Raw genomic sequence first — 26984 nt, 5'->3', positions numbered from 1 at the left:
CATTTTTTATTTTTTTATGTTACCGTTTAAGGAATGAAGCTTTGGGGTGTATGTATATGTCTAATAAATTTGTTGTAATCGATTTAGAAACTACCGGAAATCTTCCGAAGAAGGGCGACAAAATTATTCAATTTGCCGCTGTTGTAATTGAAGATGGACAAATAACGGAGAAATTTTCGTCACTGATCAATCCCCAAAAATCCATTCCGATATTTATAGAAGAGTTAACTGGAATCAATGATGAAATGGTGAAGAATGCCCCTGTTTTTTCAGAGATTGCTGCGAAGGTTTTTTCCTTGCTGGACGGGGCTTATTTTGTAGCCCATAATGTTTTATTTGATTTATCCTTTCTTCAAGAGGAATTAATCCAAGCCGGATTTGAAGGGTTTTACGGGTCTGTCTTGGATACTGTGGAAATGTCGCGGATTTTATATCCGACAGCGGACGGATATAAACTTACTGATTTGGCTGAAATGCTAAACCTCAAGCACGATCGGCCTCACCAAGCCGACAGTGATGCGGAAGTGACCGCGGAAATTTTCCTGCTGTTGGTCCGGCGTTTACAACAGCTGCCCTTTATTACGCTTAAGCGGCTTTTTCCGTTATCCGGCGGATTAAAAAGCGACCTTGAGCAACTGCTTGAAGAAATGATTGACAACATGGATGAAAAGTCTGTACATAATGAGGATTTTGAGGCGTTTAGAGACCTCGCCATAAAAAAAGTGCTGCCTCAGCCGGGAACATCGTCAGAATTCCAGGCTTATCATTATCCTCAAGCTGAAGAAGAGAAATTAAGGCTGATGAAAAGCGGCCTTAAATCCTTTGAGAACCGGACAGGGCAATTTAAGATGATGGATGTGGTCTACAAAGCCTTCGTATCCGAGCGTCATACGTTAATTGAAGCAGGAACGGGAGTAGGAAAATCGTTAGGGTATTTGCTGCCTGCTGTCTTCTTTGCTAAACAGCGGAATCGGCCGATTATCGTCAGTACACATACCACTCAGCTGCAGGAGCAAATATTAAGAAAAGAAATGCCACTTCTGGAAAAAATGATTCTTTTTCCGGTAAAGGCTGTGCTCTTAAAAGGCAGGAGCCATTATATCTGTTTGGAAAAATTTCATCAGTCGCTGCTTGATGAAAACGATAACTATGATACCACCTTAACAAAGATGCAGATTCTTGTTTGGTTAACCGAGACAGAAACTGGTGATAAGGATGAACTGAATCTTTCCAGCGGCGGATTCCTTTTTTGGAATAAAATTAAAAATGAGCAAACCGCTTTTTCAAAACATCCTGATTGGCAAGAACGGGATTTTTATTTGCGAGCAAAAAAAGAGGCTAAAGTCTCGGATATTGTTATTACCAATCATTCCTTATTATTAAGTGATATTAAAGGGAATGGCGCTGTATTGCCTGAATATGATTTTGTTGTTATTGACGAAGGACATCATTTGGAAAAAGCGGCAGTTCAATTCTTTGGTACCTCCTTGGATTACCTATCTGCAAGAATGCTGGCCGGTCAATTTGGTTTATACGAACAAGAACAACTTTTTTATGAACTAGAAAAGATTCTTGCTATTTATCCTTTCACGAAGGAACCGATTATCCATACATTTGAGCTTAATCAGATGATGATAGACTTTTCGTATGAAATGGATGAATTTTTTAAGTTAATTGCTCTATTTGCTAAAAAGAGGATTAATAACAAAAATGGATATTACCGCACAAAAATCCCTTTTAGTAAAGCTGATAGTTCTAAAGAAAGAATGGCTTTAGTGCATAGTGCGGAAAGGCTATCATTTTTAATAAAGGATTTGCATGCCGCAATTAGTAAAAGGGTAGAATGGATTATTTCCCAAAAGGATGGGTTAACCAGAAAGCAGGAGGGGAAAATCGAGGAAGTCCATGTGTTTCTTATGGAATTAGAGGAATTAAGGGGCAGGGTAATAAACAGCTTTTTAAGAGACACCAATGATGTTAAATGGATTGAAATCGATGTACGTGCACCGCAGAATATAACCACCTTTATCGCACAGCCGGCCAGTGTAGCGGCTGCTTTAGAAAAATATTTTTTTGCTAGTAAAAAGGCAGCAGTCATTACTTCTGCAACGTTAACTGTTAATAATACCTTTGACTATTATCTCAAGGAAATCGGCCTTGATTCCAGTAATCCGGAAAAGGTAATCATCCCCTCTCCTTTTAATTACAAGGAACAGGTACAGCTGATAATTCCTGATGATTTGCCCGAAATCAATTCGGTTTCCTTGGATGAATTTGTGATTGCTATAACCGAGCACATCATCACGATTGCTGAGGCGACGAAAGGAAGGATGCTGCTTCTTTTTACTGCGTACGACATGCTAAAGAAAACGTACGAATTGATAAAGGAAAGCGGCTTTCTCGATGACTATGTATTAATTGCCCAAGGGATTACGAGCGGGAGCAGAACAAGGTTGACGAGAAATTTCCAGCGCTATGAAAAGGCCATTCTGTTAGGAACGAGCAGTTTTTGGGAGGGTGTGGATATCCCAGGGGAGGATTTATCATGCCTGTGTTTAGTACGGCTTCCCTTCAGCTCACCGGATGAGCCGTTAACAATGGCGAAATGCCAAATAATTGAGGAAAGTGGCGGCAATGCCTTTTTTGAATATTCTCTGCCTGAAGCGGTCCTTCGGTTTAAACAAGGCTTTGGCCGGTTAATCCGAACTGAAACAGATAGGGGGATTGTGATTGTTTTTGACAAGCGGATAATCACAACGAAATATGGAAAGGCCTTCTTAAATTCCATTCCGCCAGTCACGATAAAAAAAGAATCGGCCAAAGAAATAGTCAAAATTATTCAATCCTGGTTATGATAAAATTTGGAAGAAATACACATCCTATAGATGACAGGAGGAATGTGTATGCGAATTTTATTCATTCTATTGGCCTTATTTTGTCCGGCTGTTTCAGTAGTTCATGCGGAAACGGCTATTTCAGGTAAGGTTGAAAATATAGAATTAAATATAAAGGAACACGAAATGGCCGTTACTTTTATAGGACTGTCCGCTGGCGAGGCTACTTTAATTCAAGGCCCGAACAACGAGAATATTTTGGTCAATGTCGGGGGGCAAGACACGGAAGCGGAATTGGAAGAGTGGCTCAAACTTTATGATGTAAAAAGCATTCAAACCTTAATCATTACTACAGATGAAAATAGCCTGTCGTTTAAAAAAGTAAATAAGCTGATGGACAAATATAACATAGAAAAACTGATTACTACTCCAAAAATATCAGCCCAGGCAGCCTTTGGACTTGATGACCAAAAGCAGGCAGCGGTATCAACATGGAAAGAAGGGACAATAGAATCACTTTTTCCTGACCTGATGGCCGAAGTCCAATTTGTCGGAAATGAAAAAAACGAAGGGATGGATTTTATCCTTAAGTTTTTCAATCACCGTCTCTTTTTAATGTCGTCCTGCAGCGAAAGGGCGGAGCAGGCATTACTGACAAAAAACCTTGAAGATGTCCATGTTTTAAAAATTCCGGATTACGCTAAGGCTTCTTTTTTATCAACTAACTTTATCCACTATTTGAATCCGGAGATTTCTGTATTGTTTACACCGGAGGAATATCATCCGGACCGTGATATCCTTCAAGGTCTGCACGAAACGTGGTCTGAAGTTTATTTTACAAAAAAACATGGAACGGTGACGCTTAAGTTCACGGATTCCAAATACGAGGTTTTTACCATCCCAACAGAAGAAGAATAAAAACTTAAAGAAAAATTACGATTCCTTAGTTTCAGATAGGGCATTTTTCCTTTTACCTGTTATAATGATATTTGGTAGGAAACAAGTAACAAGAATTAATTGGAGGAAAAATATCGTACATAAAAGAGTGATTTGAAAGTGAAAAAGTGGATTATAATTGGAGCATGTTTGTTACTTGCTGTGGTGATCGGGGTTTCGGTAAAAGTATATCATAGTGCAATGGAACCATTAATTACCGCTGAAGAACGTGCTGTTCAGGCCGCTGAAAAAAAGGTTCCATTAAAAAGTGTTGAAGATTTTCATGTTTATAATGGTCAAGAAACCGTTAATGTCATTGAAGGGAAAAATAACAAGGGCGAAGAGATTATTGTCTGGGTTCCCGAAAAGAGCAAAAAGGTTATTGTCCGAAAGGCCAAGAGCGGCCTTACAAAAGAGGAAGCAATTCAAACATTGAATAAAGAAAAAAATCCCCAAAAAATCATTTCAGTCCGGCTGGGAATGGAACAAAACATCCCTTTATGGGAAATTTATTATCGTTCTGATAATAATTTAATAAATTATTATTATCTCCATTTCGAAACTGGCGAGTGGCTGAAGGAAATTGAAAATCTATAGGGTAGAGACAGGAGGAAAACATAATGAAAGTGGAATTGGCAAGCCGGGTGTTGTCCTTAACACCTTCAACAACATTGGCCATTACTGCGAAAGCAAAAGAATTGAAGGAACAAGGTGAAGACGTAATTGGACTCGGTGCAGGTGAACCCGATTTTAATACCCCTCAGCACATTTTGGATGCTGCGGTAAAATCGATGAATGAGGGACAAACCAAGTACACTCCTTCGGCTGGTCTTCCTGCCTTAAAAAAGGCGATTATTAAAAAGTTCGAAACAGATCAAGGCTTAACCTATAAGCCAAATGAAGTGATTGTTGGGAATGGTGCAAAACATGTCCTCTATACGCTGTTTCAAGTTCTTTTAAATGAGGGGGATGAGGTTATTATTCCTACTCCTTATTGGGTAAGCTATCCGGAGCAGGTTAAGTTAGCGGGCGGAGTTCCTGTTTATATCGATGGATTGGAAGAAAACCATTTTAAAATAACACCGGAACAACTGAAAAAGGCGATTACCAATAGAACCAAAGCTGTCATCATTAACTCTCCAAGCAATCCAACAGGGGTCTTATATTCCGAAGAGGAGCTTTTGGAAATTGGTAAGGTATGCTTGGCAGAAAACATCTTGATTGTTTCTGATGAGATTTATGAAAAGCTCGTATACGGCGGTGTAAAGCATGTCTCGATTGCGGAAATTTCGCCGGAGCTTAAAGAACAAACAATTATTATTAATGGTGTTTCCAAGTCCCATTCGATGACAGGCTGGAGGATTGGCTATGCTGCTGGTAATGCTGAACTTATTAAAGCAATGACCAATCTCGCTAGCCATAGCACATCTAACCCGACCACTACCGCTCAATATGCAGCCATCGCGGCTTACAACGGGCCGCAGGAGCCTGTTGAAGAAATGCGGAAGGCATTCGAAGAAAGATTGGAAATTATCTATGATAAGCTGGTTGCCATTCCTGGGTTCACTTGTGTAAAGCCGCAGGGTGCTTTCTATCTGTACCCAAATGTGAAAAAGGCTGCTGAAATGGCTGGCTACAGCAATGTCGACGACTTTGCATCTGCCCTTCTGGTTGAAGCAAAAGTAGCTGTGATTCCGGGTTCAGGATTCGGAACACCTGACAACATCCGTCTATCCTATGCAACATCACTAGACTTATTAGAAAAAGCCGTATCCCGCATGCAGCAATTCGTAGAATCAAAAGTTAGGGTATAACCTTTAGCAAAATCAAAAAGTCTGCGACCTGCAGGCTTTTTGATTTCTTTACCAAAACAGGATGCCTAATTCTCTTACTCGAAATCACCTGTTCGTGATATACTTTTTAGGAGGTGTCCTAACATGAAAGATAATATAGTAGCTTGGCTAGAAGAAGGTACCATTACCGTACCCTCTTTACTATTTTCCGAATATCGCAATTTGAATTTAAACGAAGCAGAATTAGTTCTGTTACTAAATATCATGACGTTCGTAGAAAAAGGTAATGATTTTCCAACCCCTGAAGAGCTTTCCTCAAGAATGACCATTTCGCTATCAGAATGCAGTGACATGCTTAGAAAACTGATTCAAAGAGGCTTACTTGCTATCATTGATGAATATTCGCAAGACGGCATTCGTTTCGAGAAGTACACAATAAAACCATTATGGGAAAGACTCGTGACACAATTTTTAACAAGCACGCAGAATGTACATGAGAATCAAAAGAAAACGGATGAAACCGATTTATATACGTGTTTTGAAAATGAATTTGGCCGTCCTTTGTCTCCTTTTGAATGTGAGTCTCTTGCAATGTGGATGGATGATGACCATCATGATCCTGTCATTATCAAAGCCGCACTTCGTGAAGCAGTCATGTCAGGTAAATTAAATTTTCGCTATATTGATAGAATTCTTTTTGAGTGGAAGAAGAACGGCATTAAGACACTTGAGCAGGCCAAAAATCAGGGTCGCAAATTCCGGCAGAAACAAGTTCAAAAAGGAAATCCAAGAGAGGATGCCCCGCCATCATCCATTCCATTCTATAACTGGTTAGAGCAATAATTCTCCAATGACGAGTGACAATTCACTCGTTTATTTTCTGTAATAAACATTTAGAGGGGTGAAAACCTTGCTTAATAATACACAAATTCGGCATTGTTTAGATACAATGGGTGAAATGTTTCCAGATGCCCATTGCGAATTAAATCATTCCAATCCTTTTGAACTCGTTATCGCTGTCGCTTTATCTGCCCAATGCACCGATGTACTCGTTAATAAGGTAACTGTTGGTCTATTTAAAAAATACAAGACCCCAGAGGATTACTTAAAAGTCCCTTTGGAGGAATTGCAAAATGATATCCGCTCAATCGGTCTTTATCGGAACAAAGCGAAAAACATTCAAAGCCTTTGCCGTATTTTATTAGAAGAATATAATGGGGAAGTGCCTATGGATAGGGATGAATTAACAAAGCTGCCGGGAGTGGGCCGGAAAACAGCCAATGTTGTTGTTTCGGTTGCCTATGGCATTCCTGCCATCGCTGTTGATACCCATGTTGAACGTGTCAGTAAGAGGCTCGGCATTTGCCGTTGGAAGGACTCTGTATTGGAAGTGGAAAAGACGCTGATGAAGAAGGTACCGAAAGAGGAGTGGTCTGCCACACATCACCGCTTAATCTTTTTTGGCAGATATCATTGCAAGGCGCAAAACCCGCAGTGCCCAAGCTGCCCGCTCTTAGGTCTCTGCAGGGAAGGGAAGAAAAGAATGAAAGGAAAGGCTGCTGTAAATGAGTAAGCCTTCAGAGTCTTTAAACGATATTCTTAAAGAATGGGCCAGTACACAGGAGCATCTTGAGAAAGTTTTTCGAAACAGGGACCAAATAGGGGCGAAAGAATGGATGAATAAAGGAATTCAATTATACCTTAGGTTTTTGTTTCTGACGAATGGATTGCCACTTAGCTGCACCGATCCCATTCCATTTGAAAGCTTCGAATACAAGCCTGTCAATCTTAAGGAGCGATTCGCATTTATCAAGTCCAGACCATCACTCTATCATTCATATCGACAGTTATCAGAACTCATGGTAGAACAAGAAAAACAATATGCCCGGAAAAATATCCAAAAAAACAAGAGGCCGACAACCTAATGTCAGCCTCTTGTTTTTTTAGCTAATAGGAAATTATAAATTTTCACAAATTTATAATTTCCTTACGCATAAATTCAACTACCCCTCTGTCTTCGTCCTATCGGACTCGCCATTCGGCGAGTTTTCATTTAATGCCCGCTGGAAGGAGTACCAGGGGTTACGATTGGCGGGATCACGACTCCGCCGGTGTTATTGCCGCTGCCATTTCCACTGCCAGTACCAGTTCCGGTACCATTACCGTTCTCATTGTTAGTGCCGTTTCCATTTCCTTCCCCAGTGCCATTATTTCCATTTCCTTGTTCATTATCGATTTCTGCCTGCGGAACCTCAATGGTAGTTGTTGCAGGATCGCTCTTCCGATCTCCGATAATAGCCAGAACGGTAATCGTGTATTTCTCACCCGGCTTAACTGGGAATAGGAATCCTTTTTCTGCCTGCACCACATGATTTGGAGTAGTGCCATTATCAACGGTAATATCAAACTGAACATTTTGTTGTGCTGTATTTGGATAATCCCAAGTTACAGCAATTTTTTGTGTATCTTGATCAAATTTTGCTGCCAAGCCGCTAGGTGCCTCAAGCTTGTTATATTTCTCGGATACTGTTTTCGGGGCATGGCCCTTTACAGCATATTCCGTGAGTACTTCGCTGTCAGGAGTGTATTCACTCGCAAGCACAGCCGGCATGGAGCCTTTTTCGATTCTGACCTTCTCCACACTATTTGGCATAGTAAAGTCAGCTGTTTGTTTGCCTTTTGAGACATGCGCTAGTAAATTTTTAAAGATTAACTGGGCAATTCTTTGGTTATTTCCCTTTGCCTCAATCGGCGTTTTATAGTCACCGTAACCAGTCCAAATGGATGCTGTGTAATTGGTCGTATACCCTGTAAACCAAGAATCTGGTACCGCACTTTTACTAATATTCCAGGCATTTCTTTGTTCTTCCGAATAGTTTGTAGTTCCTGTCTTACCTGCCATTGGGAGTCCTGGTACTTTTGCGTTTGTCCCCGTACCCGGAGAAACTAGAACACTCTTTAGCATGTCGGTAACCATAAACGCTGTGGAATCCTTCATGGCCACCTTTGGTTCAGGTGCTGTATCAATAACGGTACCATCGCGCAGTTGAATTTTCGTGACAGCATGCGGCTTATTGTAAATACCTTTGTTGCCAAACGCCGCATAAGCTCCAGCCATTTCTAAAGGTGATACCCCAACGGTTTTTCCGCCAAAGCCGCCAATCGCATAGGATTCAGAGATTTCTTTTAACGGGATGCCCAGATTTAAGGCAAATTTCATGGCATTATCCAGTCCAACCTGTTGAATGGCCTGAACCGCAGGTGTGTTCCTTGATAACTGAAGGGCCGTCCTCATCGTCATCGGACCCTTATACTGGCCATCCCAGTTTCCGAATTTCTTACCTGATGAATACGTAATTGGTTTATCCTCAATCATTTGGTAGGTGCCCCAATTCAGGTATTCGATGGCAGGGCCGTAATCCAACACAGGTTTAATGGTAGAGCCGGGCTGGCGCTGTATATCAATGGCATAGTTGTAGCCGCGCTGCACCTGTTGGTTTCTGCCGCCGCCAATCGCCCTGATTTCTCCAGTCTTTGTGTCGAGAAGTGCGACTCCTGCCTGGAATTGATCATCAGGATATGGAATAAGGTCTTTGGAGTTTAAAAGCTCGTTAACATAGTCTTGCGCGTTTTTGTCAAGTGTTGTATAAATTGTTAAACCGTCAGAAAAAATATCAAAATCGGTTGTTTTTTTAACTTCATCAATGACAGCATCTACGAAGGCATCATATGGTTTGTCATTTATTTTACGCTGTTCCTCTTTCAGGACCGTATCTTTTACGGCAACCTTCTTAGCTTCTTCCATCTGTGCCTTTGAAATAAAACCATGCTGATACATTAAACTCAATACGATATTTCGTCTTTTTTCGGCTAAATCCGGATGGTTAAAAGGATTGTAATTATTCGGGCTTTGCGGCATCCCAGCCAATTGGGCTGCTTCCGCAAGTGTCAACTGATCAAGTGTTTTTCCGTAATATATTTTTGCAGCAGTGGCAATACCCCAGCTATTTTCCGAGACATATACCTTATTGACATACATTTCAAAAATTTGATGTTTTGTATATTTTTGTTCCAGCTGATAGGAAAGCCATGCTTCCTGAACTTTTCGTTTCAAGGTTTTATCACGTGATAAAAAGGCGTTTTTGACAACCTGCTGGGTAATTGTGCTGCCGCCTTCCGAACCAAAGCCATCACGGAAATTTGCGAGAACCGCACCGCCAAGGCGTATCGGGTCGATGCCATGATGTTTATAAAAACGATAATCCTCCGTTGCCAAAATGGCATTTTCAACCTGCTCCGGTATATCTTTATAAGTAACATATTCCCGGTTCACTGAGCCGGCTTCGGAAATAAGCTCTCCATCTTTATCTAGAATCTTTGAAGGGATAGGATCTTTTAATAATTTAGGATCAAGCTTGGGAGTGTCCTTTACTAAATAGGCGAAAGTGCCGACACCAGCCAATAAGCCGACAAAACAAAGCACCACTAGGGAAAGGAAAATTTTCTTTGCCATTCCGCCTTTCTTAGCCTTTGCTTTTGGTTTGGCCTTATTGTTTGACTGCTGTTTCTTTCGGCGCTCCTCTCTTGATTGGTATTGCTCAGCCATTTTGAAATTCCTTCCTTTCTGCTCTTTATTTGTTTTTAATAAAGAGGTAAAAGATTATCTAATATTTTTATATAATCAATTCTTGGATGAAATCCTAGCGGTATGAGATAACCGTTGTGTATAATTTCTTCCCTTGTAATCGATTTTCTTCCTCCACTCATCATTCTGTCCCAAAAACCTAACATATGCCTTGCCTCTAGCAAATATACCTCATCAAAGCGCGAAAAACGGATGATAACAAAGCAAATCCCACCCTGATTCATCACTTCTTCCATATGGGTAATTTGGTGCTGATGGAAATTTTTCAACGGAAATGAAGTTGGATTTTCTGTTTCCTTTGCTTCAAAATCGATATATTTCCCTTTATAAACGCCATTATAATCAGTGGTGGAGGCAAGTTTGAAATAGGCTTCTTTAATAACTGCAGCACTTCGCTTTGGGTAATCCACTTGGACGATTTGAATTGGTGTCGGTTTCTTATGGATAACGGCCATCTTCCTGGAACGGTAATATTCATTACTCTCGTTTAAGTCCTCTTCAAGTGTCATTCCCCGATTGCCATATCCATCATTTTTTTTGATTTTTACCGGTGCTTTTTTCTCTTGATTCAAGCGAACATACTTTTTTCCATTTGGATAATTAAAGCTCATTTTCTTCACCTCTTAAGACACTCACTATCATATCAAATCTTAGAAAAAAGTGGGTGAATAAAATAGCCCTTCAGGTAAACGCTAATATTAATTGTACCGTTTTTGTTATAAAAATAAATGATTCATTCTTCTTAAGGGATTAGCATGCGCTAATAATCTATTAAAAACTGAAGGAAAGATGCACAAAATATGAGTCTCCTTACAATACACGAACAAAATATCATTCGTCAAATTGAAACCGAAACAAGCAAAAAAAATATCGATAATATTTCAAGGACTAATGCATATTTTTCCTACTTTAAAGAAAACTCGGATATTCAATGGTCTTTTCTGGCAAGCATGGTATCCCGAAATGGCGGCTGGAATATGTGCGATCTTGAAGGATCTATGTTTCGGCAGCTGCTTGCCCCTCAGGTCAGAAAACAGCTTTTTTTTACATATGAAAGGGCAAATTGGCTAATATTTCATGATGTTTTCCCCCAATTATTGGTCTATCAATATTCGACGAAATTAGGCCGGCCTCTGTTTCATTTACTTCCCTATTTTCATGTTTCATCCTTTATTCAAAATGAGTGGCACCGCTTTTGGAGGGATAAAGATAGTAAAAGGCTCACGACCGCCCTAATCATTAATGAACAAAATGTGATTCAGAAACCGGTCATTGAACACCCTGTTTATAAGAAAAAGGTATTTCAATCACTTATATTCAATTTTCAAGATTGGCTGCATTTTAGCTGCGTGTTGTTCCCAACCTGCGGCGGGGAGGTATATGGCGCAAGTGTGAATGGCTTTAGGTCTCTTTCCAAAAGGATTAATCTTGGAAAAAGGCTGGCGAGCATTCTTTTTCAGCCGAGGTTATTTCCTCATTTTTTTGAGTTTGCTGAAAAAACAACACATACAGGCTCAAGAAATGATTATGAACAGTATTTCAAAATGAAAACGGAAGGAACTACTCCTATCTTAAGAATGACCTACCCTGTAATCAAGCACCATCGGCAGGATGAGCAGGATTGGAGTAAAGTTCGAAAGGTTTCTTCCTCGTGGCTGCATTTTCCAGTCCATCATCGCCACCCGATTCACCTAACCGATTGGTACGTGGCTAAATCCCATCAGCTGCAGTTGCTTGTTTCCTTGAAAAAGGCACTGGATTTAAAAAAATGGAAATAAGAAAAAGCAAGGAGGGTGTACTCCTTGCTTTTTTCTTACTCAGCCGGTCGGTTTGGTCCTTCTAACTTTTTATCGCCGTAACCTGTTCTTTTTTCTGTATCAGATTGCCGCGGTTGGCTTTTGTTTTGTTTATTGTTGTTAGACAAACTAAACACCTCCACTAATATCATGTGCGGAATTTTGGTTTTCATACGATTCTAGATTCTGTCGAATGAAAATAGAGAATATGCCAGAATGGCACTTTCTTTGCCGAAATGCTTCTAGTTTTGTCAAGGGTGAAGGAACCATAGATTGGAAAGAGAATATTAACTTTAGGAAAAAACGTGGGGGAGGTTTTAGAAAATGAATAGTTCATTTAGTGATAAGGATAGGCTCCTGTCTATGCTGGCGGGGATATATGACCAATTGGAAGAATTAGATGAGGCACTAAAAGTATCCTTTTCTGAACTTCGCATTGAGCTTGATCAAAGGGAACAAGATAGACTGCTTGATTCGGCTAAAAAAATTACAAAATTAGAAAGAATTACAGACCAAATGTTTTTGAATGGAGAGATGGTACAACATCCGCTTTCCCACCATTCCGCAAAATCATTAAAGCTTGAAATGGGTTTTTAATATTCGGTATCATAGTTTTAAATCTGAAAGTGGCATTTAAAATAGTGCTGCTTTTTTAATTGGCGGGAAGGGAGTGAGCATTCTTGGAAAAGGGAATAGAGCCTTTAACAAAGGAGTTATTATCATTCAATGAAGAATTTTTGAGGCATTTTCAGGAAGCAAGAGAAACGGGGAGTGAACAAAATTTTGATAAGGTGATAAAGCCATTTGCCAATAAGGTTAACTCAATAAATGCAGAGTGGAAAGAGGAGATGAAAAAATGGCTTATAAACTTTCCATTAAAACATATCCGCATTCAGCAAGTCGAATCTGTTTCAGAACATATTGAACAGCTCTCCATCCAGGCTTTCTTTCCGAAAACAAGCAAATCAAGATTTCTAAATGCCCAGCGGACAGTCGAATTTTTTCTGACGGAAGTTTTAAAAGAAGTTAATAAAGAGAAAAGAGATGCATGAGCATCTCTTTTTTTGACTAACTATTATGTTGGATGAGGGAGTTTTCCTGCGCTGCCTCTGGGGGCACCGCACCTTGATTTTCAAGTTCACGGACAAGATTGCGATATTCTTTAATGCTAATTTCATTGAAGATATAGGCCTTTTTAACAAAATCCATTAGTGCATTAACATCATCAGTGGTGTAATCACGGTTTTGACTAAATCTCACTTTTAATTCGCGTATGTCCATTTCTACTCCTCCTTCATCATTTTTACTATCGTAACATGAAATTAAGAGATTATTATTTTTTCAAAAATTTAAACTTTAGACAAAATCTTTGAAATTTTGACATTTCCTTGAATCACCAATTAGGCTTTTTTTTCATAATGTGAAGCAGAGATAAATACGGAGGAGATGTTTGCCCGTGTTTGGAAAAATGAGACCAAATACCTTCTTTCATAATGGATATTCGGGACAAATGATGCAATATGGTCCAGTTGGCCAACAATGGAACCGTCATTTAGTAATGCGAAATCAAGCTTTTCCATATCAGCCTCCTGTTCAGAATCAGACCTGGAACACTTTCCAGTCGCAGGGAGGCTATCATCCAAGTACGTTCCAGCCAATGGGGCCGGCTTATCAGCTTGGGTTAAACGCACAGAATATGAACTATCAAAACTCCCAGTATCCGCAAAAGGATTCACAATTCCTATTTCAGAATCCCCTGCAGCCAAAGGAGGATATGTATCCGGCTCCATATGCGCCAATGAATGGATATCCGGTTATGAACCCATATCCTAAACAAAGCTTTATTCCGAAACAGCCAAGTGGTATGCAGTCCTTAATGAATTCCTTTAAATCGCAGGATGGCTCAGTTGATTTTAATAAAATGATGAATACAGCGGGGCAGATGGTGAATGCGGTTACGCAGGTTTCTTCCTTAGTAAAAAACTTTAGCGGCATTTTTAAGGCGTAATAAAAAAGACGGCAAGCGTTGCCGTCTTTTTTATATAATATGGAAAATGAATATTCTTACTCGTCAATTTCAATAATTTTTCCTTTTTCGCGGGGAATGCGGATTTGTAGTAATCCGTCCCGGTAGGAGGCATTAATTTTTCTGTCATTAATCATATGAGGCAGGGAGATGGTTCTTGCGGTTTGCTGTCTGACAAAACGGCGCTGATAAATTTGATTTCGCTCATCCTCTGAGGTTTCTAATTCTTTATTCTCAACAGATATGGTTAAGTAGTTTCCGGTGATATTAAGATGAATTTGGTCTCTTTTGACACCGGGGAGTTCGGCAGACACTAAATATTCATTTTCTCTTTCAACAGTCTCTACGTGAAAGCCTCCGCTGCTATCAAACGGAAAAGGTGTTTTGAAAAAATCATCGATGGACTGCAAGAATCCTCTAATAGGTTTCTCCATGAAAAAATCATTCATGGATTTCATCAATTGACTAAACGGTTCGGAAACAGGCTTTTTCTCATGATTTTTATCATTCGGAAGATTAGAAGACATCTTAAAACCCTCTCTTTCCAATTTTTCACACGATATTATATGCGTTTAGTCCCGACCCGGTGCCCATTATACAAAAAAAACCACCGCATTAAGCTTGCGGTGGCAGTTTTCATTTAGATTAAATGAATTTCTTCCATAAGGATTTCGATATCGAGGATCATGTCGCCCTCTTCATCGACTTCGATTAATTCGTCTTTTTTCATTTTTGTCAATGTTCTGCTGATGGTTTCGCGTGTTGTTCCAATCATGTTGGCTAGGTCTTTATTGGTAAATTCCGATTTTAACAATATAGTACCATCCTCTTGTTCTTTACCGTGCTTTTGGGCGAGACGGATTAGCAGCTTGACAATCTGTTCATAGGTATTATTGAGAATTTGCTCTTCCAGCCGGTTTTGCAGGTCGACGATCTTTTCACCAAGTACTTTAAATACCTTAATGCATAGCTCCGGATTTTCGATCAAAACATTTTCAAACTTGGAAATCGGCACGGCAATCAGGGTGGAAGGCTCTAGAACCTCAGCGTAAGCTGGATAGTCTCCTTTTCGGAAAAAGCCGACATGGGGAAACATTTCCCCTTTTTTCATAATGGCCACGATTTGTTCTTTCCCGTTTACATCGCTTTTATAAATTTTAAGCTTTCCATCAAAAATGAAATAAACATTTTCAAGCGGATCCCCTTGATGAAAAACATGGCTATTTTTCTTCCATTCTCTTGCAATCGCAATGTCGGTAACTTTGGATAATTCCGTGTCGTTTAAAGAGCGAAAGAGAGTAAATTCGGAAAGCACCCTTTTAATTTCATCGATTTTCATTACATCACCTTCAGTTTCGTTCGATATATTCTATTGTAACAAAATTTGGCCGAATAAAAAAAAGGTATTTGTAAAATATAAATTTCCTCTTTTTCTCCGAACGTTCATTCGCTAAAATAGAAGTAATGAGGTGAGCTAGATGAAGTTGAAAAAAGATTTGCAGGCCATCCTTTCAGATATTAAAGTAAATGAGGATTTTAAAGATAATATCGCTGCGTGGCATACACTCCCTAAGAAAGAAGCCCAAACGGTAACATTTCCTAGGGATTTACATCCGTTATTGCATGAAGCACTTAATCAAAAAGGGATAGACGAGCTTTATACCCATCAGAGATCAGCATACGAAGCGACGATGGCAGGAAGAAGTATTGTGGCAGTTACACCAACGGCATCAGGAAAAACACTTTGCTACAATCTGCCAGTTCTTCAATCTATATTAAATGACCCTAGCACACGAGCGCTGTATATGTTTCCGACAAAGGCACTCGCCCAGGATCAAAAAAGTGAAATAAACGAAATTATCCAAGCGGCCTCCATGGATATTAACAGCTATACGTATGATGGAGATACGCCGGCAAATATCCGCCAGCGGGTCAGAAAAGCAGGCCATGTTGTCATCACCAATCCTGATATGCTGCATTCGGGCATCCTGCCTCACCATACAAAATGGGTGTCTTTGTTCGAAAATCTCAAATTTGTCGTGATTGATGAGCTTCATACGTATCGCGGCGTTTTTGGCAGTCATGTGGCAAATGTGATTAGGCGGCTAAAACGGATTTGCCATTACTATGGAAGCAATCCTGTATTTATTTGTACATCTGCGACGATCGCTAATCCTCTTGAACTTGCGGAAAACCTTACCGAGGAAAACATGGTGCTGATTGATAACAACGGGGCACCAAGCGGAACAAAGCATTTTGTTTTTTATAACCCGCCAATTGTCAACAAACCATTAAATATTAGAAGAAGTGCCACTCTTGAGGTTCGGAAAATTGCCGGGGAACTGTTAAAAAACAAAATCCAAACGATTGTTTTCGCCAGAAGCAGGGTACGAGTTGAAATTATCTTAACGTATCTCCAGGAACTGGTGAAACACGAATTGGGCAGCAAATCGATTATGGGGTATCGCGGCGGTTATCTCCCCACAGAGCGACGGAAAATAGAAAAAGGCTTGCGCTCTGGGGAAATATACGGTGTTGTCAGTACAAATGCTCTTGAACTTGGTGTCGATATTGGACAACTTCAGGTGTGTATTATGACAGGTTATCCCGGAACCATCTCTAGTGCCTGGCAACAGGCCGGAAGAGCAGGGAGACGGCACGGAGAGGCTCTTGTCATCATGGTGGCAAGCTCGAGTCCGTTGGATCAATATATCATCCAAAATCCTGATTATTTCTTCAATAAAAGCCCGGAAACAGCACGGATTAATCCGGATAACCTAATCATATTGATTGACCATATGAAATGTGCCGCCTACGAGCTTCCATTTAAGGCTGACGAAAAGTTCGGTAATGTGGGAACTGAGGAGCTTTTGGAATACTTAACTGAAGAGCGAGTTCTATATCGGAACGGCGATAAATGGTACTGGATGAACGACTCTTTCCCGGCCCACAATATCAGCCTGCGGTCCGCTTCCCAAGAAAATGTCATCATTGTCGACCAAACCGATATTGCTAGTGTAAAGGTCATCGGGGAAATGGACCGTTTTTCGGCAATGACACTGCTTCACGATGAGGCCATTTATTTGCACCAAGGCACTCAATTTCAAGTGGAAAAACTGGATTGGGACGAAAAAAAGGCATTTGTCCGTGAGGTGGATGTTGATTATTTTACAGATGCCAATTTAGCGGTTCAATTAAAAGTACTTGAGGTTGATAAACTGGATCCGGTCAATGAAGCGGAAATTGGTTATGGGGATGTCAGCGTCAGGGCTATGGCGACCATTTTTAAAAAAATTAAATTCGAAACTCATGAGAATATCGGTTCCGGTCCGATCCACCTACCGGAAGAGGAACTTCATACGAATGCCGCGTGGATTTCGCTTAATAGGGCGCTCTCAGAATTGGGGGCTGTTCGGCTGGAGCAAGGACTTGTTGGGGCGGCCCATGCTTTAAGATCAATAGCCCCATTGTTTGTCATGGCCGACCCGCAGGATATTCATGTCATTCCGCAGGTTAAGGCCGACCATAATGAAAAGCCAACCATCTTTTTTTATGACCGCTATCCTGGCGGAATTGGCTTAAGTGAAAAAATATATTCAGGGATGGCAGAGGTTTTGCTCGAAAGCAAAAAAATGATTGAACGCTGCCAATGTGAATCTGGGTGTCCATCATGCATTGGCACGGATGCAGTTGGAGATGCCGCCAAACATGATTCATTAATGATACTTGATGCCTTCTTAGAATCATCATCGCAGTAAGGGGGAGTGCGAGGATGTCTTTAAAAAATAAATTGAATCGCTTAAAGCCCCACTTGTCGACGGGGAATTCTTCAGAAAAAAAGGCTGTTCCCTCTCCAGTAGAAACGTCCGTTGAGATACCTTACAAAGAGCAATGGGAGCAAGAACATGTTTCTCCTTATTATTTAGACGAGAACTTCTGTTTAATAAGAGAGGTAAAATATCCGCTTGACCAACGGCACGGCCATTATCGGTTTCGTGATTTTCTGACGGCAATGGAAACCTGGAACCAGCAATCAGCCGCTCATCCATTATCTGCTAAAGGATTTCAGGCGGAAGAATTATTTTTTTTCGATACAGAAACGACGGGGCTAGGCGGCGGGACGGGCAATACCATTTTCTTATTGGGGTATGCCAGCATTGAGGGAGAAGAGTTGATTTTAAGACAGCATATCCTCCCAAATCCCGGTGCCGAGATCCCGCTATACCAAAGCTTTCTGGAAAAGATTAATTATCGGACACTTGTCACTTATAATGGGAAAGCCTTTGACTGGCCGCAGGTCAAAACGAGACATACGCTTGTAAGAGAGCATGTTCCAAGGCTTCCGTCTTTTGGTCATTTCGACTTGTTTCACGCTGCCAAAAGACTCTGGAAGCACAAATTAGAACGGTTGAAATTAGCAGTAGTGGAAAAAGAGGTTCTCGGGGTAGAAAGGGTTGACGATATTCCGGGATTTTTAGCTCCGATGATTTATTTTGATTTTGTTGAAAACAAAAAGCCCGATGGCATGATTGGCATACTCAAGCATAATGAAATTGATATATTGTCGCTTGTCACTTTGTATACACATCTGACCTTTCAATTATGCGGATTAGACCACGACTCCACCAGAAAAGAAACCTTTGAAGTAGGCCGCTGGTTTGCGGCTATCGGTGAAAAGGATGAAGCAGAAAAAGTCCTCGGCAAACTCACAGACGGGCAGGATGTTACAGCTTGCCAAGCAAAGCTTGCTCTTGCGTTTCAGTATAAAAAAGACCGGGAATGGGACAAAGCAAGAAATTTGTTTGCCGAGGTTGTCCAATCTGGGGAGGGGCGTCTTGCGCTTGATGCATGTGTAGAATTGGCTAAAATCTATGAGCATAGATTAAAGGATTTAGAATTAGCTCTTCAATACTGTAGCCAAGCTATCATTATAAGTGAGCGAACCCCTAGTTTGCACAATCTTTCAGGTGATGCTTCAATGGACCAGTTACAAGCACGAAAAGAGCGTTTGAATCGAAAAATCACTAAAAGCCCACGTTAAATTTCTTTAATTAACGGTTATTAAAAATATGTAACAAAAAGTTCACAATTTAATGCTGAAAAATTTGAAATTCCATATTGTTTACTGTCGTCTTAATAGGTAAAATTATAAATTGTGTGCTGTGTAAAAAAGGCGCAAAAACTTTATGGAGTGGGTAGGATGTATAAGGCAATTTTGTTTTTATTTTTTGTTGTTGTTTGTTTAACTGCTGTTGTTTTTACAAGCTTGAAAGATAGCTTTTATACTATGTTATAAGGATATACACCCAAGGATGCCATATTATTATAAAAAATAGGTGTTTTCATTAGTACAAGAGTATCCCTTTTTTCATAGGCTGTTAATGTAAACAGAATAAAGAAAAGAAGGGAGAGCATAACATGTTTCTTGGAACTAATTTTGCCCCGCCGGTGGTTCATCCGACGACAAACATTGTGAATCATACTTTCTCTACAACGGTGGTGCCTCATATTCATCCGGTTCACACTACTACCGTGAATCACCATATGTTTGAGCATAAACATTATTGCCCGCAGTCGGCTTCATGTGCTGAAGAGGTATGTAACCAGCATATTAACTGCTGTAATCCATGTGCACCGCAAGCAGTAATGCCTGCTTCAAACGCATTGCCAAATGCGATGCCAAATGTAATGCCGAATATGCCGGGTTATGGTATGGCAGGCCCTGGCTTTGGCGCACCTGGACCTGGATTTGGACCTGGACCTGGATTTGGACCTGGACCTTATATGGGACCTAGACCTTAAAAGTTTGACTAATCTTACAAGGGCTTTAAGCCCTTGTTTTTTATTTTGTTACTTTATAATATGCTAAGGGTAATAAAATGTTTGTCCCTTTTAAAAAAATTTTTCATTTGAGGAGAATGTTTTTGCTTAAGGTATTAGCCATTTCCGGATATAAACCATTTGAACTAGGGATTTTTAAAAAAGATCATCCATCGGCAAATTTTATAAAAGCGGCTATCAAAAAATCACTGGTACCTATGCTTGAAGATGGGCTGGAATGGGTACTGATCAGCGGACAGTTAGGAGTGGAGCTTTGGGCAGCTGAAACTGTTTTTGACCTGCAGGGGGAATTTCCGGATTTGAAGCTAGCCGTTATCACTCCTTTTTTAAATCAAGAAGCATCTTGGAATGAAAACAATAAGGAATGGTACGAATCTGTTATCATGCAAGCCGACTTTATTGATTCAGTTACGAAAAAGGGCTATGAAAAACCGTGGCAATTCCGATTGAAAAATCAATTTTTTATTGAAAAGAGTGATGGCCTTCTGCTCTTGTTTGATCAGGAAAAAGAAGGAAGCCCAAAATATTTGTACGAACTAGCTGTCGATTATCAAAAAAATCATCCCTATTCGATTGAGCTGATTTCCTTTTATGATTTGCAGATGATTGTCGAAGAAGAACAGCTTAAACAGTCTGATTTTTAATCCTGCTCGAATATTTTAGAATATACTAAATAGAATATAATGTCTGCTGAATTACTTTACTGTAATTGAAAATTGACAAAACCGCTTATATTTGAAAAAATAATAGGTAATGATTGGCTAAACTTGAGGTGATTGGAATGCTGTCAGATAAAGTGAAACTTACTGCAAAGGATATTTTAGAAAAAGAGTTCAAAACTGGCGTACGTGGTTATAGACAAGAAGATGTTGATAAGTTTTTGGATTTGATTATTAAAGATTATGGTACTTTCCATCAGGAAATAGAAGATCTTCAGCAAGAAAATCTAAGGCTTCGCAAACAGCTGGAAGATACAGCAAAAAGGCAACCTGCTGCACAGCCTGCTGGGACAACCAATTTTGATATTTTAAAGCGCCTGTCTAATCTTGAAAAGCATGTATTCGGCAGCAAGCTTTACGAATAACAAATAATACCCTCATTTCCTTTGAATAACCATTGATAATGCTGAACGATATACATATAATAGACAATGTAACGTTAATGACGTTCGGGTAATCGCTGCAAGTTTTCTTGTAGAGGAAAGTCCATGCTCGCACGAGCTGAGATGCTCGTAGTGTTCGTGCCTAGCGAATTCATAAGCTAGGGCAGCCGGGTAGCTCATTCGGTTGACGGCTGGGAAAATACCTAAGTCCTTTGGATATGGTAGGAGTACCTTTAAAAGTGCCACAGTGACGATTACCTCCTTAGAAATGAGGAGGGTGGAACGGGTAAACCCCACGAGCGAGAAACCCAAATTATGGTAGGGGCACTTTCTCTATCGGAAATCAACGAGGAGAAGGACAGGTTCCACGTGAATCTGTAGATAGATGATTACCGCCTCAGTACGAGACTTGTAAGTCGTTTGCAGTACGGAGGCACAGAACATGGCTTATAGAACGTTATTAATGGATAGTTTCGATGGAAGTGAACAGCTCTCCTTAAACGGGAGGGCTTTTTATTTGTTAACTGAATCCGGAGCTTGTTTTTAGACCATAATGATATTGGGAAATCAAACTTTACAATTATTTGATACATAAACGATTAAGGGTGAAAGAATGGGAAAATATCAAATTATAGCAACCGCAGCCATGGGTTTGGAGGCGCTTGTCGCTCAGGAGGTCCGGGCGCTTGGCTACGACTGTCAGGTGGATAATGGAAAGGTAATCTTCAGCGGGGATGAATATGCCATCGCCAGGAGCAATTTATGGCTTCGCACAGCAGACCGGATTAAGATTATAGTCGGCGAATTCAAGGCGTATACTTTCGATGAATTATTTGAAAAAACAAAGGCGCTTCCCTGGGAGCAGTTTTTACCGGAGGATGCTGAATTTCCGGTGCTGGGAAAATCTGTGAAATCGAAGCTATTTAGTATATCTGATTGTCAGGCCATCGTAAAAAAGGCCATTGTGGAACGATTGAAACAGAAGTATAAAAAAACATGGTTTGATGAGAATGGTGCTTTATACCGAATCGAAGTCGCATTGTTAAAGGATACGGCCACTATTACGATTGATTCGAGCGGCATCGGCCTTCATAAACGGGGCTACCGCGCTGACCAAGGGACAGCCCCGTTAAAGGAAACAATGGCAGCTGCGCTCATCATGCTGACCAATTGGCGGCCAGACCGTCCGTTTATCGATCCTTTTTGCGGGTCGGGAACGATTCCGATTGAGGCGGCCCTGATTGGCCAAAATATCGCACCTGGTTTTAATCGGGACTTTGTTTCCGAGAGCTGGAACTGGATGCCTTCCAGGGTTTGGGATGAAGTTAGGACAGAGGCAGAGGACCTGGCAAAATACGATACACCGCTTGATATAAGCGGATCGGATATTGATCATCGGATGGTCAAAATGGCACAGGAAAACGCCTTCGAAGCAGGTTTTGGCGACTTGATTCAGTTTAAACAAATGCAGGTAAAAGATATTTCAACTAAAAAGGAATACGGTGTGATTATCGGCAATCCTCCATATGGAGAAAGATTGGGAGAAAAGGCTGAAGTGGAGCAAATGTATCGGGAAATGGGCCAAGCCTTTAGACCGCTTGACACTTGGTCGATTTACATCTTGACCTCAAACGAGGATTTTGAACAACTATACGGCAAGCCGGCCACAAAGAAACGAAAGCTGTTCAACGGATTTATCAAAACAGATTATTACCAATACTGGGGAAAAAGGCCGCCAAGGCAAAATGACAATAATTGAGGAATAATTTTAGCGTCTTTTGACGCTTTTCTTTTTGGAGGGATAGGATGCAAAGCCGCATGCCATTTACAGTTTCGAAAACAGAAACATTTTATGATAAGTTAGGCGAATGGATTGGTGACGTCTTCTATGACATTTTGCCGGAATCCGGGTTTGAAATCCGCGATGAACAAATCTATATGGCCTTTCAGCTTGAAAAAGCATTTAAAGAGAAAAAGGTCATGTTTGCTGAAGCCGGAGTAGGGACAGGCAAAACAATCGTTTATTTGCTCTATGCCATTATGTATGCCCGTTATACAAACCGGCCGGCTGTGATTGCCTGTGCTGATGAAACTTTAATCGAGCAGCTGGTGAAAAAGGAAGGAGATATTGCCAAGCTTGAGCAGGCTCTCAACTTGAATATAGATGTCCGCTTGGCCAAATCCCAAGATCAATACTTATGCCTAAGAAAGCTCGAGAATGGAAGAAATAGTCATTTTTCGGATGACGTTCTTGATATTTATGAGAATCTTCCTGATTTTGTTCATATGGAAGGTTCCATGCTGCAATTTGAAAAGTACGGCGACAGAAGAGACTATCCAGCACTTTCCGATGAAGTATGGCAAACTGTCAGCTGGGACAAGCTCCAGGACTGTTTCTCATGTGAAAAGCGCCATCGCTGTGGTCTCACCTTACACCGGGAATTCTATCGACATGCAAAGGATATAATTATTTGTTCCCATGATTTTTATATGGAGCATGTTTGGACAAAAGAGGCCCGGAAACGGGAAGGACAGCTGCCGCTATTGCCGGAACATTCATCAGTGGTATTTGATGAAGGGCATTTGCTTGAATATGCGGCACAGAAGGCGCTAAGCTACCGGTTTACAGATTACACGCTTGATTCACTCTTAACCAGACTAATGGAAAATGATGTCCGCGAAAAAACACTTTATACGATAGAACAAGCGCTTGTCGATAATGATGAATTCTTCGATTGCCTTGCACAGTTTTCACAACCCGCAATGGGATCGGATAAAGAGATCATTCATAGGCACCCTTTGGTCATGAAAAATTGCCGTAAACTTCTTTCGATATTACAGTCATTGGAAGAGGAACTTGTCTTTGAAAGTGAAATGTTTGTTATCAACGAATATGATTTAAAAATTGTTGAGGAATACTTGGAGCAAATCACATATTCCTTATCACTCTTCCTTCAAGAGCTAAATGGAATTACTTGGCTGGAAGAAAGCAGTGGTGAGCGTACCCTTGTCATTATGCCGAAAATGGTGGAGGAGGTTTTACGGGAAGAGGTATTTTCACAGAAAAAGCCTTATATCTTCTCATCCGCCACCATGTCCAATCAGAAATCTTTTGATTATATCGCGTCCAGTTTAGGGATTGATGATTACCTTTCCTGTTCTGTTGCTTCCCCATTTGATTATGACGAGAAAATGAAGGTATTCCTGCCATCTTTTAAACAAGATACCATCAATAAAAAAATCGATTATGTGATTGAGAAAGTCAGTTTGACAGAAGGGCGGGCTCTTATTCTTTTAAATAATCATGATGAAATGAGGAATTTAAAGGAACGGCTAAAAGAAGAGCAGAGGTTTCCAATCTACTATGAAGGTGATGAGGAGATTAGCACACTAGTCTCCAAGTTTCAAAATGAGGAAAATTCGGTGCTTTGCTCCATCCACCTATGGGAGGGTCTTGACATCCCCGGCCGCTCACTGGAAAATGTCCTGATTTTTTCACTGCCTTTCCCGCCGAATGACCCCGTTTTTTCGGCCAAAAAGGAAGGAATGGCTGACCCATTTAATGAGGTGGACCTTCCTTACATGTTGCTTAGATTACGGCAAGGTGTGGGCCGGCTGATAAGAAGTGAACAGGATCAAGGCACTGTCCATATCCTGTTGGAAGAATCTCTAGAACAAGATGTACTGCAAAAGATAAAAGAAGTATTGCCGACTAAAGTAATTGAAGGGTAAGGAATAAAAAAAGAGGCTGACAATGAACTGTCAGCCTCTTTTTGCTATCTCCCAAGGGCGCGGCGGCCGTCTTCGGTCATTTTATCCGGTGACCAGGCCGGCTGCCAAACAAGGTTAACGTCAACCTTGTTTACTTCCTCGATTCCTTCGACACAATAACGAACTCCGCTTGTGATACTATTGTGAAGCGGACAGCCAGGAGTGGTCAGTGTCATTGTAATCGAAACATCATTTTCTTCTGTAATCCCTACACTATAAATTAACCCTAAATCTACAACATTGATGCCTAACTCCGGGTCATATACACTTTTTAATTCTTCAAAAATTTTCTCCTCTAGATTCATGGTAACTCACCTCATTATTTTTTTAGAACACTGAAAATGCTGCTTGCAATAGTAAGCATCGCTACAGACAGGACAAACTGGCCCAAATTAAAGAGAATCGTTGTTTTTAATAAAAGTGCCAAAAAGACAACTAGTACGGAACCGATGAATACTGATAAGACCGGCACAATCAATTTTTCATTCATCATTTCCTTTAACGAAGGAACTTTAGCCTTTCCTATTTCTTTGCTGTATTTATAGGTCCACCACAGGAATGGAACAATTTTATATAAATATCCGACAATACTTAGGACAATCCACAACAGTATATAGCAATATAGAAGCGGCCCGATAAGGCTGGTAAACTTGCTGCTGAACAAGATCATAAAGGCTGCAGCATGAATCACATTCCCAAAGCCAATCGCCGAAAGGGCGAATGAAAATGGTTTGTCTAGCTTTTTCTTTAATTTCTTTTTAACAATGATACTGATGTGCCAGCTGAAAATAGAGAAGCCGGCAAACAAGAGGAAGAATCCAATTTTCAATAAAATACTGCTATTGCTAAAGAAAGAAATGATTGTCAAGACAAGCCCGGAAACATAGAGTCCGTACACATATCGTGCCTGCATCATCGGAAAACCGTGAGCCAAGGAAAACATTGGCACCATCTTATAAGAAAAGCCAAAGATTAATAGTGTAAACCAACCGGATAACCCCAATAATAGATGGCTTTTAAAGATAGCTTGGTAATGTTCGCCGAGAAATCCCGTTTTCATACTGTAAATCATCGTTATTCCCAAAAATATCGTCATAAATAAGCAAATTAAAGCCGTTCCAACAAAGGCAGTAAGAATATTAGGGTTTGCCTGTGTTCTTAACGTCATTACCATCTGAAATAAGAACATAAAGATTCCAATAAGGGTTATGACACCGGGAATGGCGGCACTTTGTGGTGCTAAATAAAGCATCGCCGCAAAAGAGGTAATCCCTGCTGCGGTTATGAAAAATTGGACAAATCCAAATTTCTCATTCCAAATTTTCGTCAAAAACGCAACTGGAACAAGCTGATACATCGCACCCATCGCCACCATTAAAGCCCAGCCCAGGATTAAGAGGTGGGCTGCCGACCAAATAGCAGGTATGCGGAAAGTTCCATCCGTCATCATATGCCCATTTGCCAACAGCAGAATCTGTGAGGCGATAAGGGCAATTAAACTAAAAAGTATAAATGAAAAAGGTAGTTTAATATTTGTTTCAGTTCCTAAATTCTGAGGAAGCATATGACTCACCTTCCTAGCGGAAGATTTCTATTTTAAAACTTCCGTCTGGTTGTTGTTCTGTTTTTTGTTGATATCCTAATTCTTCAAGCTGTTCATATAGAAACATCGGTCTTCTATCATTAATGATCGTTAAAACTTTCCCTTCGCCTAACTCTTCTAAAGCGGCTAAGGTTCGCATCATCGGCTGCGGAGGTTCGAGGCCGCGATTATCCAAAATCATTACAAATCACACTCCAAATCACTTTTAGCTTTTCTTTGTGAAAACTACTTTCCAATGCTTTTTCTCTAATTCTTCTTCTTCATGGGTAAAGCCCTTTGCCTTTAAGACAGTAAATAGTGGCACCGGCTTAAACGGTGCATGAAGAATGAACACATCTCCATCATTATTTAATTCTTTTACTGCCTCCATAATCTTTTGAAATGGTTCGAGTTTATTCTTTATATCCTCACGCACATCTAGTTCAATTATTCTTTGTCCCATAAAATCAACACCTCTTTAATCGTTTGTTTAATAACATTGTAGCAGTGTAATCCCCTAAGATATGTGATGAGCGTCATAGCTCAATGGATTTTAATGAAAATAGTTCTCAATGTGACAAATTTGTGAAAAAGTATACAAAAAATAATATGTGTGATAAAAGTCACTATTTTGCCTTTTTTTTAGGACTACAATCTT

The 26984-nt window shown here is 40.4% G+C and carries 27 protein-coding genes and 1 other RNA gene; 19 read left to right on the top strand and 9 right to left on the bottom strand.

Annotated elements, in window-relative coordinates:
• The first annotated feature begins 56 nt into the window (after nucleotides 1-56).
• The 7 genes from dinG to V5M37_RS20455 all read left to right on the top strand — a co-directional run bounded on the left by dinG (nucleotide 57) and on the right by V5M37_RS20455 (nucleotide 7488).
• A complete protein-coding gene (dinG, locus tag V5M37_RS20485) occupies nucleotides 57-2855 on the top strand; it encodes an ATP-dependent DNA helicase DinG (RefSeq protein ID WP_423798935.1) in 2799 nt (932 codons plus the stop codon).
• 48 nt (nucleotides 2856-2903) lie between these two features.
• Nucleotides 2904-3752, top strand: a complete 849-nt coding sequence (locus tag V5M37_RS20480) for a hypothetical protein (protein WP_423798934.1) — start codon at nucleotides 2904-2906, stop codon at nucleotides 3750-3752.
• A gap of 138 nt (nucleotides 3753-3890) precedes the next feature.
• Nucleotides 3891-4367: a DUF5590 domain-containing protein gene (locus V5M37_RS20475; protein WP_423798933.1), complete on the top strand. Its 477-nt coding sequence runs from the start codon at nucleotides 3891-3893 to the stop codon at nucleotides 4365-4367.
• Nucleotides 4368-4396: 29 nt separating this feature from the next.
• Entirely contained in the window at nucleotides 4397-5584 is a 1188-nt protein-coding gene (locus V5M37_RS20470; protein WP_423802655.1) for a pyridoxal phosphate-dependent aminotransferase, read from the top strand.
• Between the two features lie 123 nt (nucleotides 5585-5707).
• Nucleotides 5708-6406, top strand: coding sequence for a DnaD domain-containing protein (locus V5M37_RS20465; protein WP_423798932.1), 699 nt, complete (start codon nucleotides 5708-5710; stop codon nucleotides 6404-6406).
• Between the two features lie 67 nt (nucleotides 6407-6473).
• Nucleotides 6474-7136: an endonuclease III gene (gene nth, locus V5M37_RS20460; protein ID WP_423798931.1), complete on the top strand. Its 663-nt coding sequence runs from the start codon at nucleotides 6474-6476 to the stop codon at nucleotides 7134-7136.
• Nucleotides 7129-7488 (top strand): YpoC family protein, encoded by a 360-nt coding sequence (locus V5M37_RS20455; RefSeq protein WP_423798930.1) that lies wholly within the window; start codon nucleotides 7129-7131, stop codon nucleotides 7486-7488. Before nth ends, V5M37_RS20455 begins: the two co-directional genes overlap by 8 nt.
• A 128-nt stretch (nucleotides 7489-7616) precedes the next feature.
• Here the strand turns inward: V5M37_RS20455 and V5M37_RS20450 are convergent, their stop codons facing one another.
• Together V5M37_RS20450 and recU are read right to left on the bottom strand one after the other, a co-directional pair.
• Nucleotides 7617-10169, bottom strand: a complete 2553-nt coding sequence (locus V5M37_RS20450) for a transglycosylase domain-containing protein (RefSeq protein ID WP_423798929.1) — start codon at nucleotides 10167-10169, stop codon at nucleotides 7617-7619.
• 35 nt (nucleotides 10170-10204) lie between these two features.
• On the bottom strand, nucleotides 10205-10819 hold the full coding sequence (recU, locus tag V5M37_RS20445) for a Holliday junction resolvase RecU (protein WP_423798928.1): 615 nt from the start codon (nucleotides 10817-10819) through the stop codon (nucleotides 10205-10207).
• Nucleotides 10820-11008: 189 nt separating this feature from the next.
• Here recU and V5M37_RS20440 point away from each other — a divergent pair, with 189 nt between their 5' ends.
• The 3 genes from V5M37_RS20440 to V5M37_RS20430 all read left to right on the top strand — a co-directional run bounded on the left by V5M37_RS20440 (nucleotide 11009) and on the right by V5M37_RS20430 (nucleotide 13056).
• A complete protein-coding gene (locus tag V5M37_RS20440; RefSeq protein ID WP_423798927.1) occupies nucleotides 11009-11986 on the top strand; it encodes a DUF2515 domain-containing protein in 978 nt (325 codons plus the stop codon).
• 342 nt (nucleotides 11987-12328) lie between these two features.
• The gene (locus tag V5M37_RS20435; RefSeq protein ID WP_423798926.1) at nucleotides 12329-12601 is read left to right on the top strand and encodes a hypothetical protein; all 273 of its coding nucleotides are present in this window, start codon (nucleotides 12329-12331) and stop codon (nucleotides 12599-12601) included.
• An 83-nt stretch (nucleotides 12602-12684) separates the two neighbouring features.
• On the top strand, nucleotides 12685-13056 hold the full coding sequence (locus tag V5M37_RS20430) for a DUF1798 family protein (protein ID WP_423798925.1): 372 nt from the start codon (nucleotides 12685-12687) through the stop codon (nucleotides 13054-13056).
• 16 nt (nucleotides 13057-13072) lie between these two features.
• Here V5M37_RS20430 and yppF read toward each other — a convergent pair whose 3' ends face one another.
• The gene (gene yppF, locus V5M37_RS20425) at nucleotides 13073-13285 is read right to left on the bottom strand and encodes a YppF family protein (RefSeq protein ID WP_423798924.1); all 213 of its coding nucleotides are present in this window, start codon (nucleotides 13283-13285) and stop codon (nucleotides 13073-13075) included.
• Between the two features lie 175 nt (nucleotides 13286-13460).
• On the opposite strand from yppF, the gene V5M37_RS20420 reads away from it, so the two are divergent.
• Nucleotides 13461-14012 (top strand): YppG family protein, encoded by a 552-nt coding sequence (locus V5M37_RS20420; RefSeq protein ID WP_423798923.1) that lies wholly within the window; start codon nucleotides 13461-13463, stop codon nucleotides 14010-14012.
• A 56-nt stretch (nucleotides 14013-14068) separates the two neighbouring features.
• Here V5M37_RS20420 and V5M37_RS20415 read toward each other — a convergent pair whose 3' ends face one another.
• Together V5M37_RS20415 and V5M37_RS20410 are read right to left on the bottom strand one after the other, a co-directional pair.
• The gene (locus V5M37_RS20415; RefSeq protein ID WP_423798922.1) at nucleotides 14069-14557 is read right to left on the bottom strand and encodes an Hsp20/alpha crystallin family protein; all 489 of its coding nucleotides are present in this window, start codon (nucleotides 14555-14557) and stop codon (nucleotides 14069-14071) included.
• 113 nt (nucleotides 14558-14670) lie between these two features.
• Nucleotides 14671-15369, bottom strand: coding sequence for a Crp/Fnr family transcriptional regulator (locus V5M37_RS20410; RefSeq protein WP_213145064.1), 699 nt, complete (start codon nucleotides 15367-15369; stop codon nucleotides 14671-14673).
• Between the two features lie 139 nt (nucleotides 15370-15508).
• Here V5M37_RS20410 and V5M37_RS20405 point away from each other — a divergent pair, with 139 nt between their 5' ends.
• From V5M37_RS20405 to V5M37_RS20370, 8 genes are all read left to right on the top strand, one after another.
• Complete coding sequence (locus V5M37_RS20405) at nucleotides 15509-17788, top strand: DEAD/DEAH box helicase (protein ID WP_423798921.1); 2280 nt, start codon at nucleotides 15509-15511, stop codon at nucleotides 17786-17788.
• A 14-nt stretch (nucleotides 17789-17802) separates the two neighbouring features.
• A complete protein-coding gene (locus V5M37_RS20400; RefSeq protein WP_423798920.1) occupies nucleotides 17803-19071 on the top strand; it encodes a ribonuclease H-like domain-containing protein in 1269 nt (422 codons plus the stop codon).
• A 377-nt stretch (nucleotides 19072-19448) separates the two neighbouring features.
• The gene (locus V5M37_RS20395; RefSeq protein WP_423798919.1) at nucleotides 19449-19832 is read left to right on the top strand and encodes a CotD family spore coat protein; all 384 of its coding nucleotides are present in this window, start codon (nucleotides 19449-19451) and stop codon (nucleotides 19830-19832) included.
• A 122-nt stretch (nucleotides 19833-19954) separates the two neighbouring features.
• A complete protein-coding gene (locus tag V5M37_RS20390) occupies nucleotides 19955-20515 on the top strand; it encodes a DUF1273 domain-containing protein (RefSeq protein WP_423798918.1) in 561 nt (186 codons plus the stop codon).
• 137 nt (nucleotides 20516-20652) lie between these two features.
• Entirely contained in the window at nucleotides 20653-20955 is a 303-nt protein-coding gene (gene gpsB, locus V5M37_RS20385) for a cell division regulator GpsB (protein ID WP_213120405.1), read from the top strand.
• 80 nt (nucleotides 20956-21035) lie between these two features.
• Nucleotides 21036-21428: RNase P RNA component class B (rnpB, locus tag V5M37_RS20380), an RNA gene on the top strand.
• A gap of 158 nt (nucleotides 21429-21586) precedes the next feature.
• The gene (locus V5M37_RS20375; protein ID WP_423798917.1) at nucleotides 21587-22732 is read left to right on the top strand and encodes a THUMP domain-containing class I SAM-dependent RNA methyltransferase; all 1146 of its coding nucleotides are present in this window, start codon (nucleotides 21587-21589) and stop codon (nucleotides 22730-22732) included.
• A 47-nt stretch (nucleotides 22733-22779) separates the two neighbouring features.
• Nucleotides 22780-24705, top strand: a complete 1926-nt coding sequence (locus tag V5M37_RS20370; protein WP_423798916.1) for an ATP-dependent DNA helicase — start codon at nucleotides 22780-22782, stop codon at nucleotides 24703-24705.
• A 44-nt stretch (nucleotides 24706-24749) separates the two neighbouring features.
• Here V5M37_RS20370 and V5M37_RS20365 read toward each other — a convergent pair whose 3' ends face one another.
• The 4 genes from V5M37_RS20365 to V5M37_RS20350 are packed head-to-tail and all read right to left on the bottom strand — an operon-like array spanning nucleotide 24750 to nucleotide 26789.
• On the bottom strand, nucleotides 24750-25049 hold the full coding sequence (locus V5M37_RS20365) for a metal-sulfur cluster assembly factor (protein WP_213120408.1): 300 nt from the start codon (nucleotides 25047-25049) through the stop codon (nucleotides 24750-24752).
• A 14-nt stretch (nucleotides 25050-25063) separates the two neighbouring features.
• On the bottom strand, nucleotides 25064-26308 hold the full coding sequence (locus V5M37_RS20360) for a hypothetical protein (RefSeq protein ID WP_423798915.1): 1245 nt from the start codon (nucleotides 26306-26308) through the stop codon (nucleotides 25064-25066).
• Between the two features lie 13 nt (nucleotides 26309-26321).
• Entirely contained in the window at nucleotides 26322-26528 is a 207-nt protein-coding gene (locus V5M37_RS20355) for a DUF2249 domain-containing protein (protein ID WP_423798914.1), read from the bottom strand.
• Nucleotides 26529-26552: 24 nt separating this feature from the next.
• Nucleotides 26553-26789 (bottom strand): DUF2249 domain-containing protein, encoded by a 237-nt coding sequence (locus tag V5M37_RS20350; RefSeq protein ID WP_423798913.1) that lies wholly within the window; start codon nucleotides 26787-26789, stop codon nucleotides 26553-26555.
• Between the last annotated feature and the right edge of the window lie 195 nt (nucleotides 26790-26984).

It is taken from the genome of Neobacillus sp. SAB-20_R2A, from assembly GCF_049568635.1.
Lineage (GTDB): Bacteria > Bacillota > Bacilli > Bacillales > Cytobacillaceae > Neobacillus > Neobacillus citreus.
This window is presented reverse-complemented; position numbering and strand designations above follow the sequence as displayed.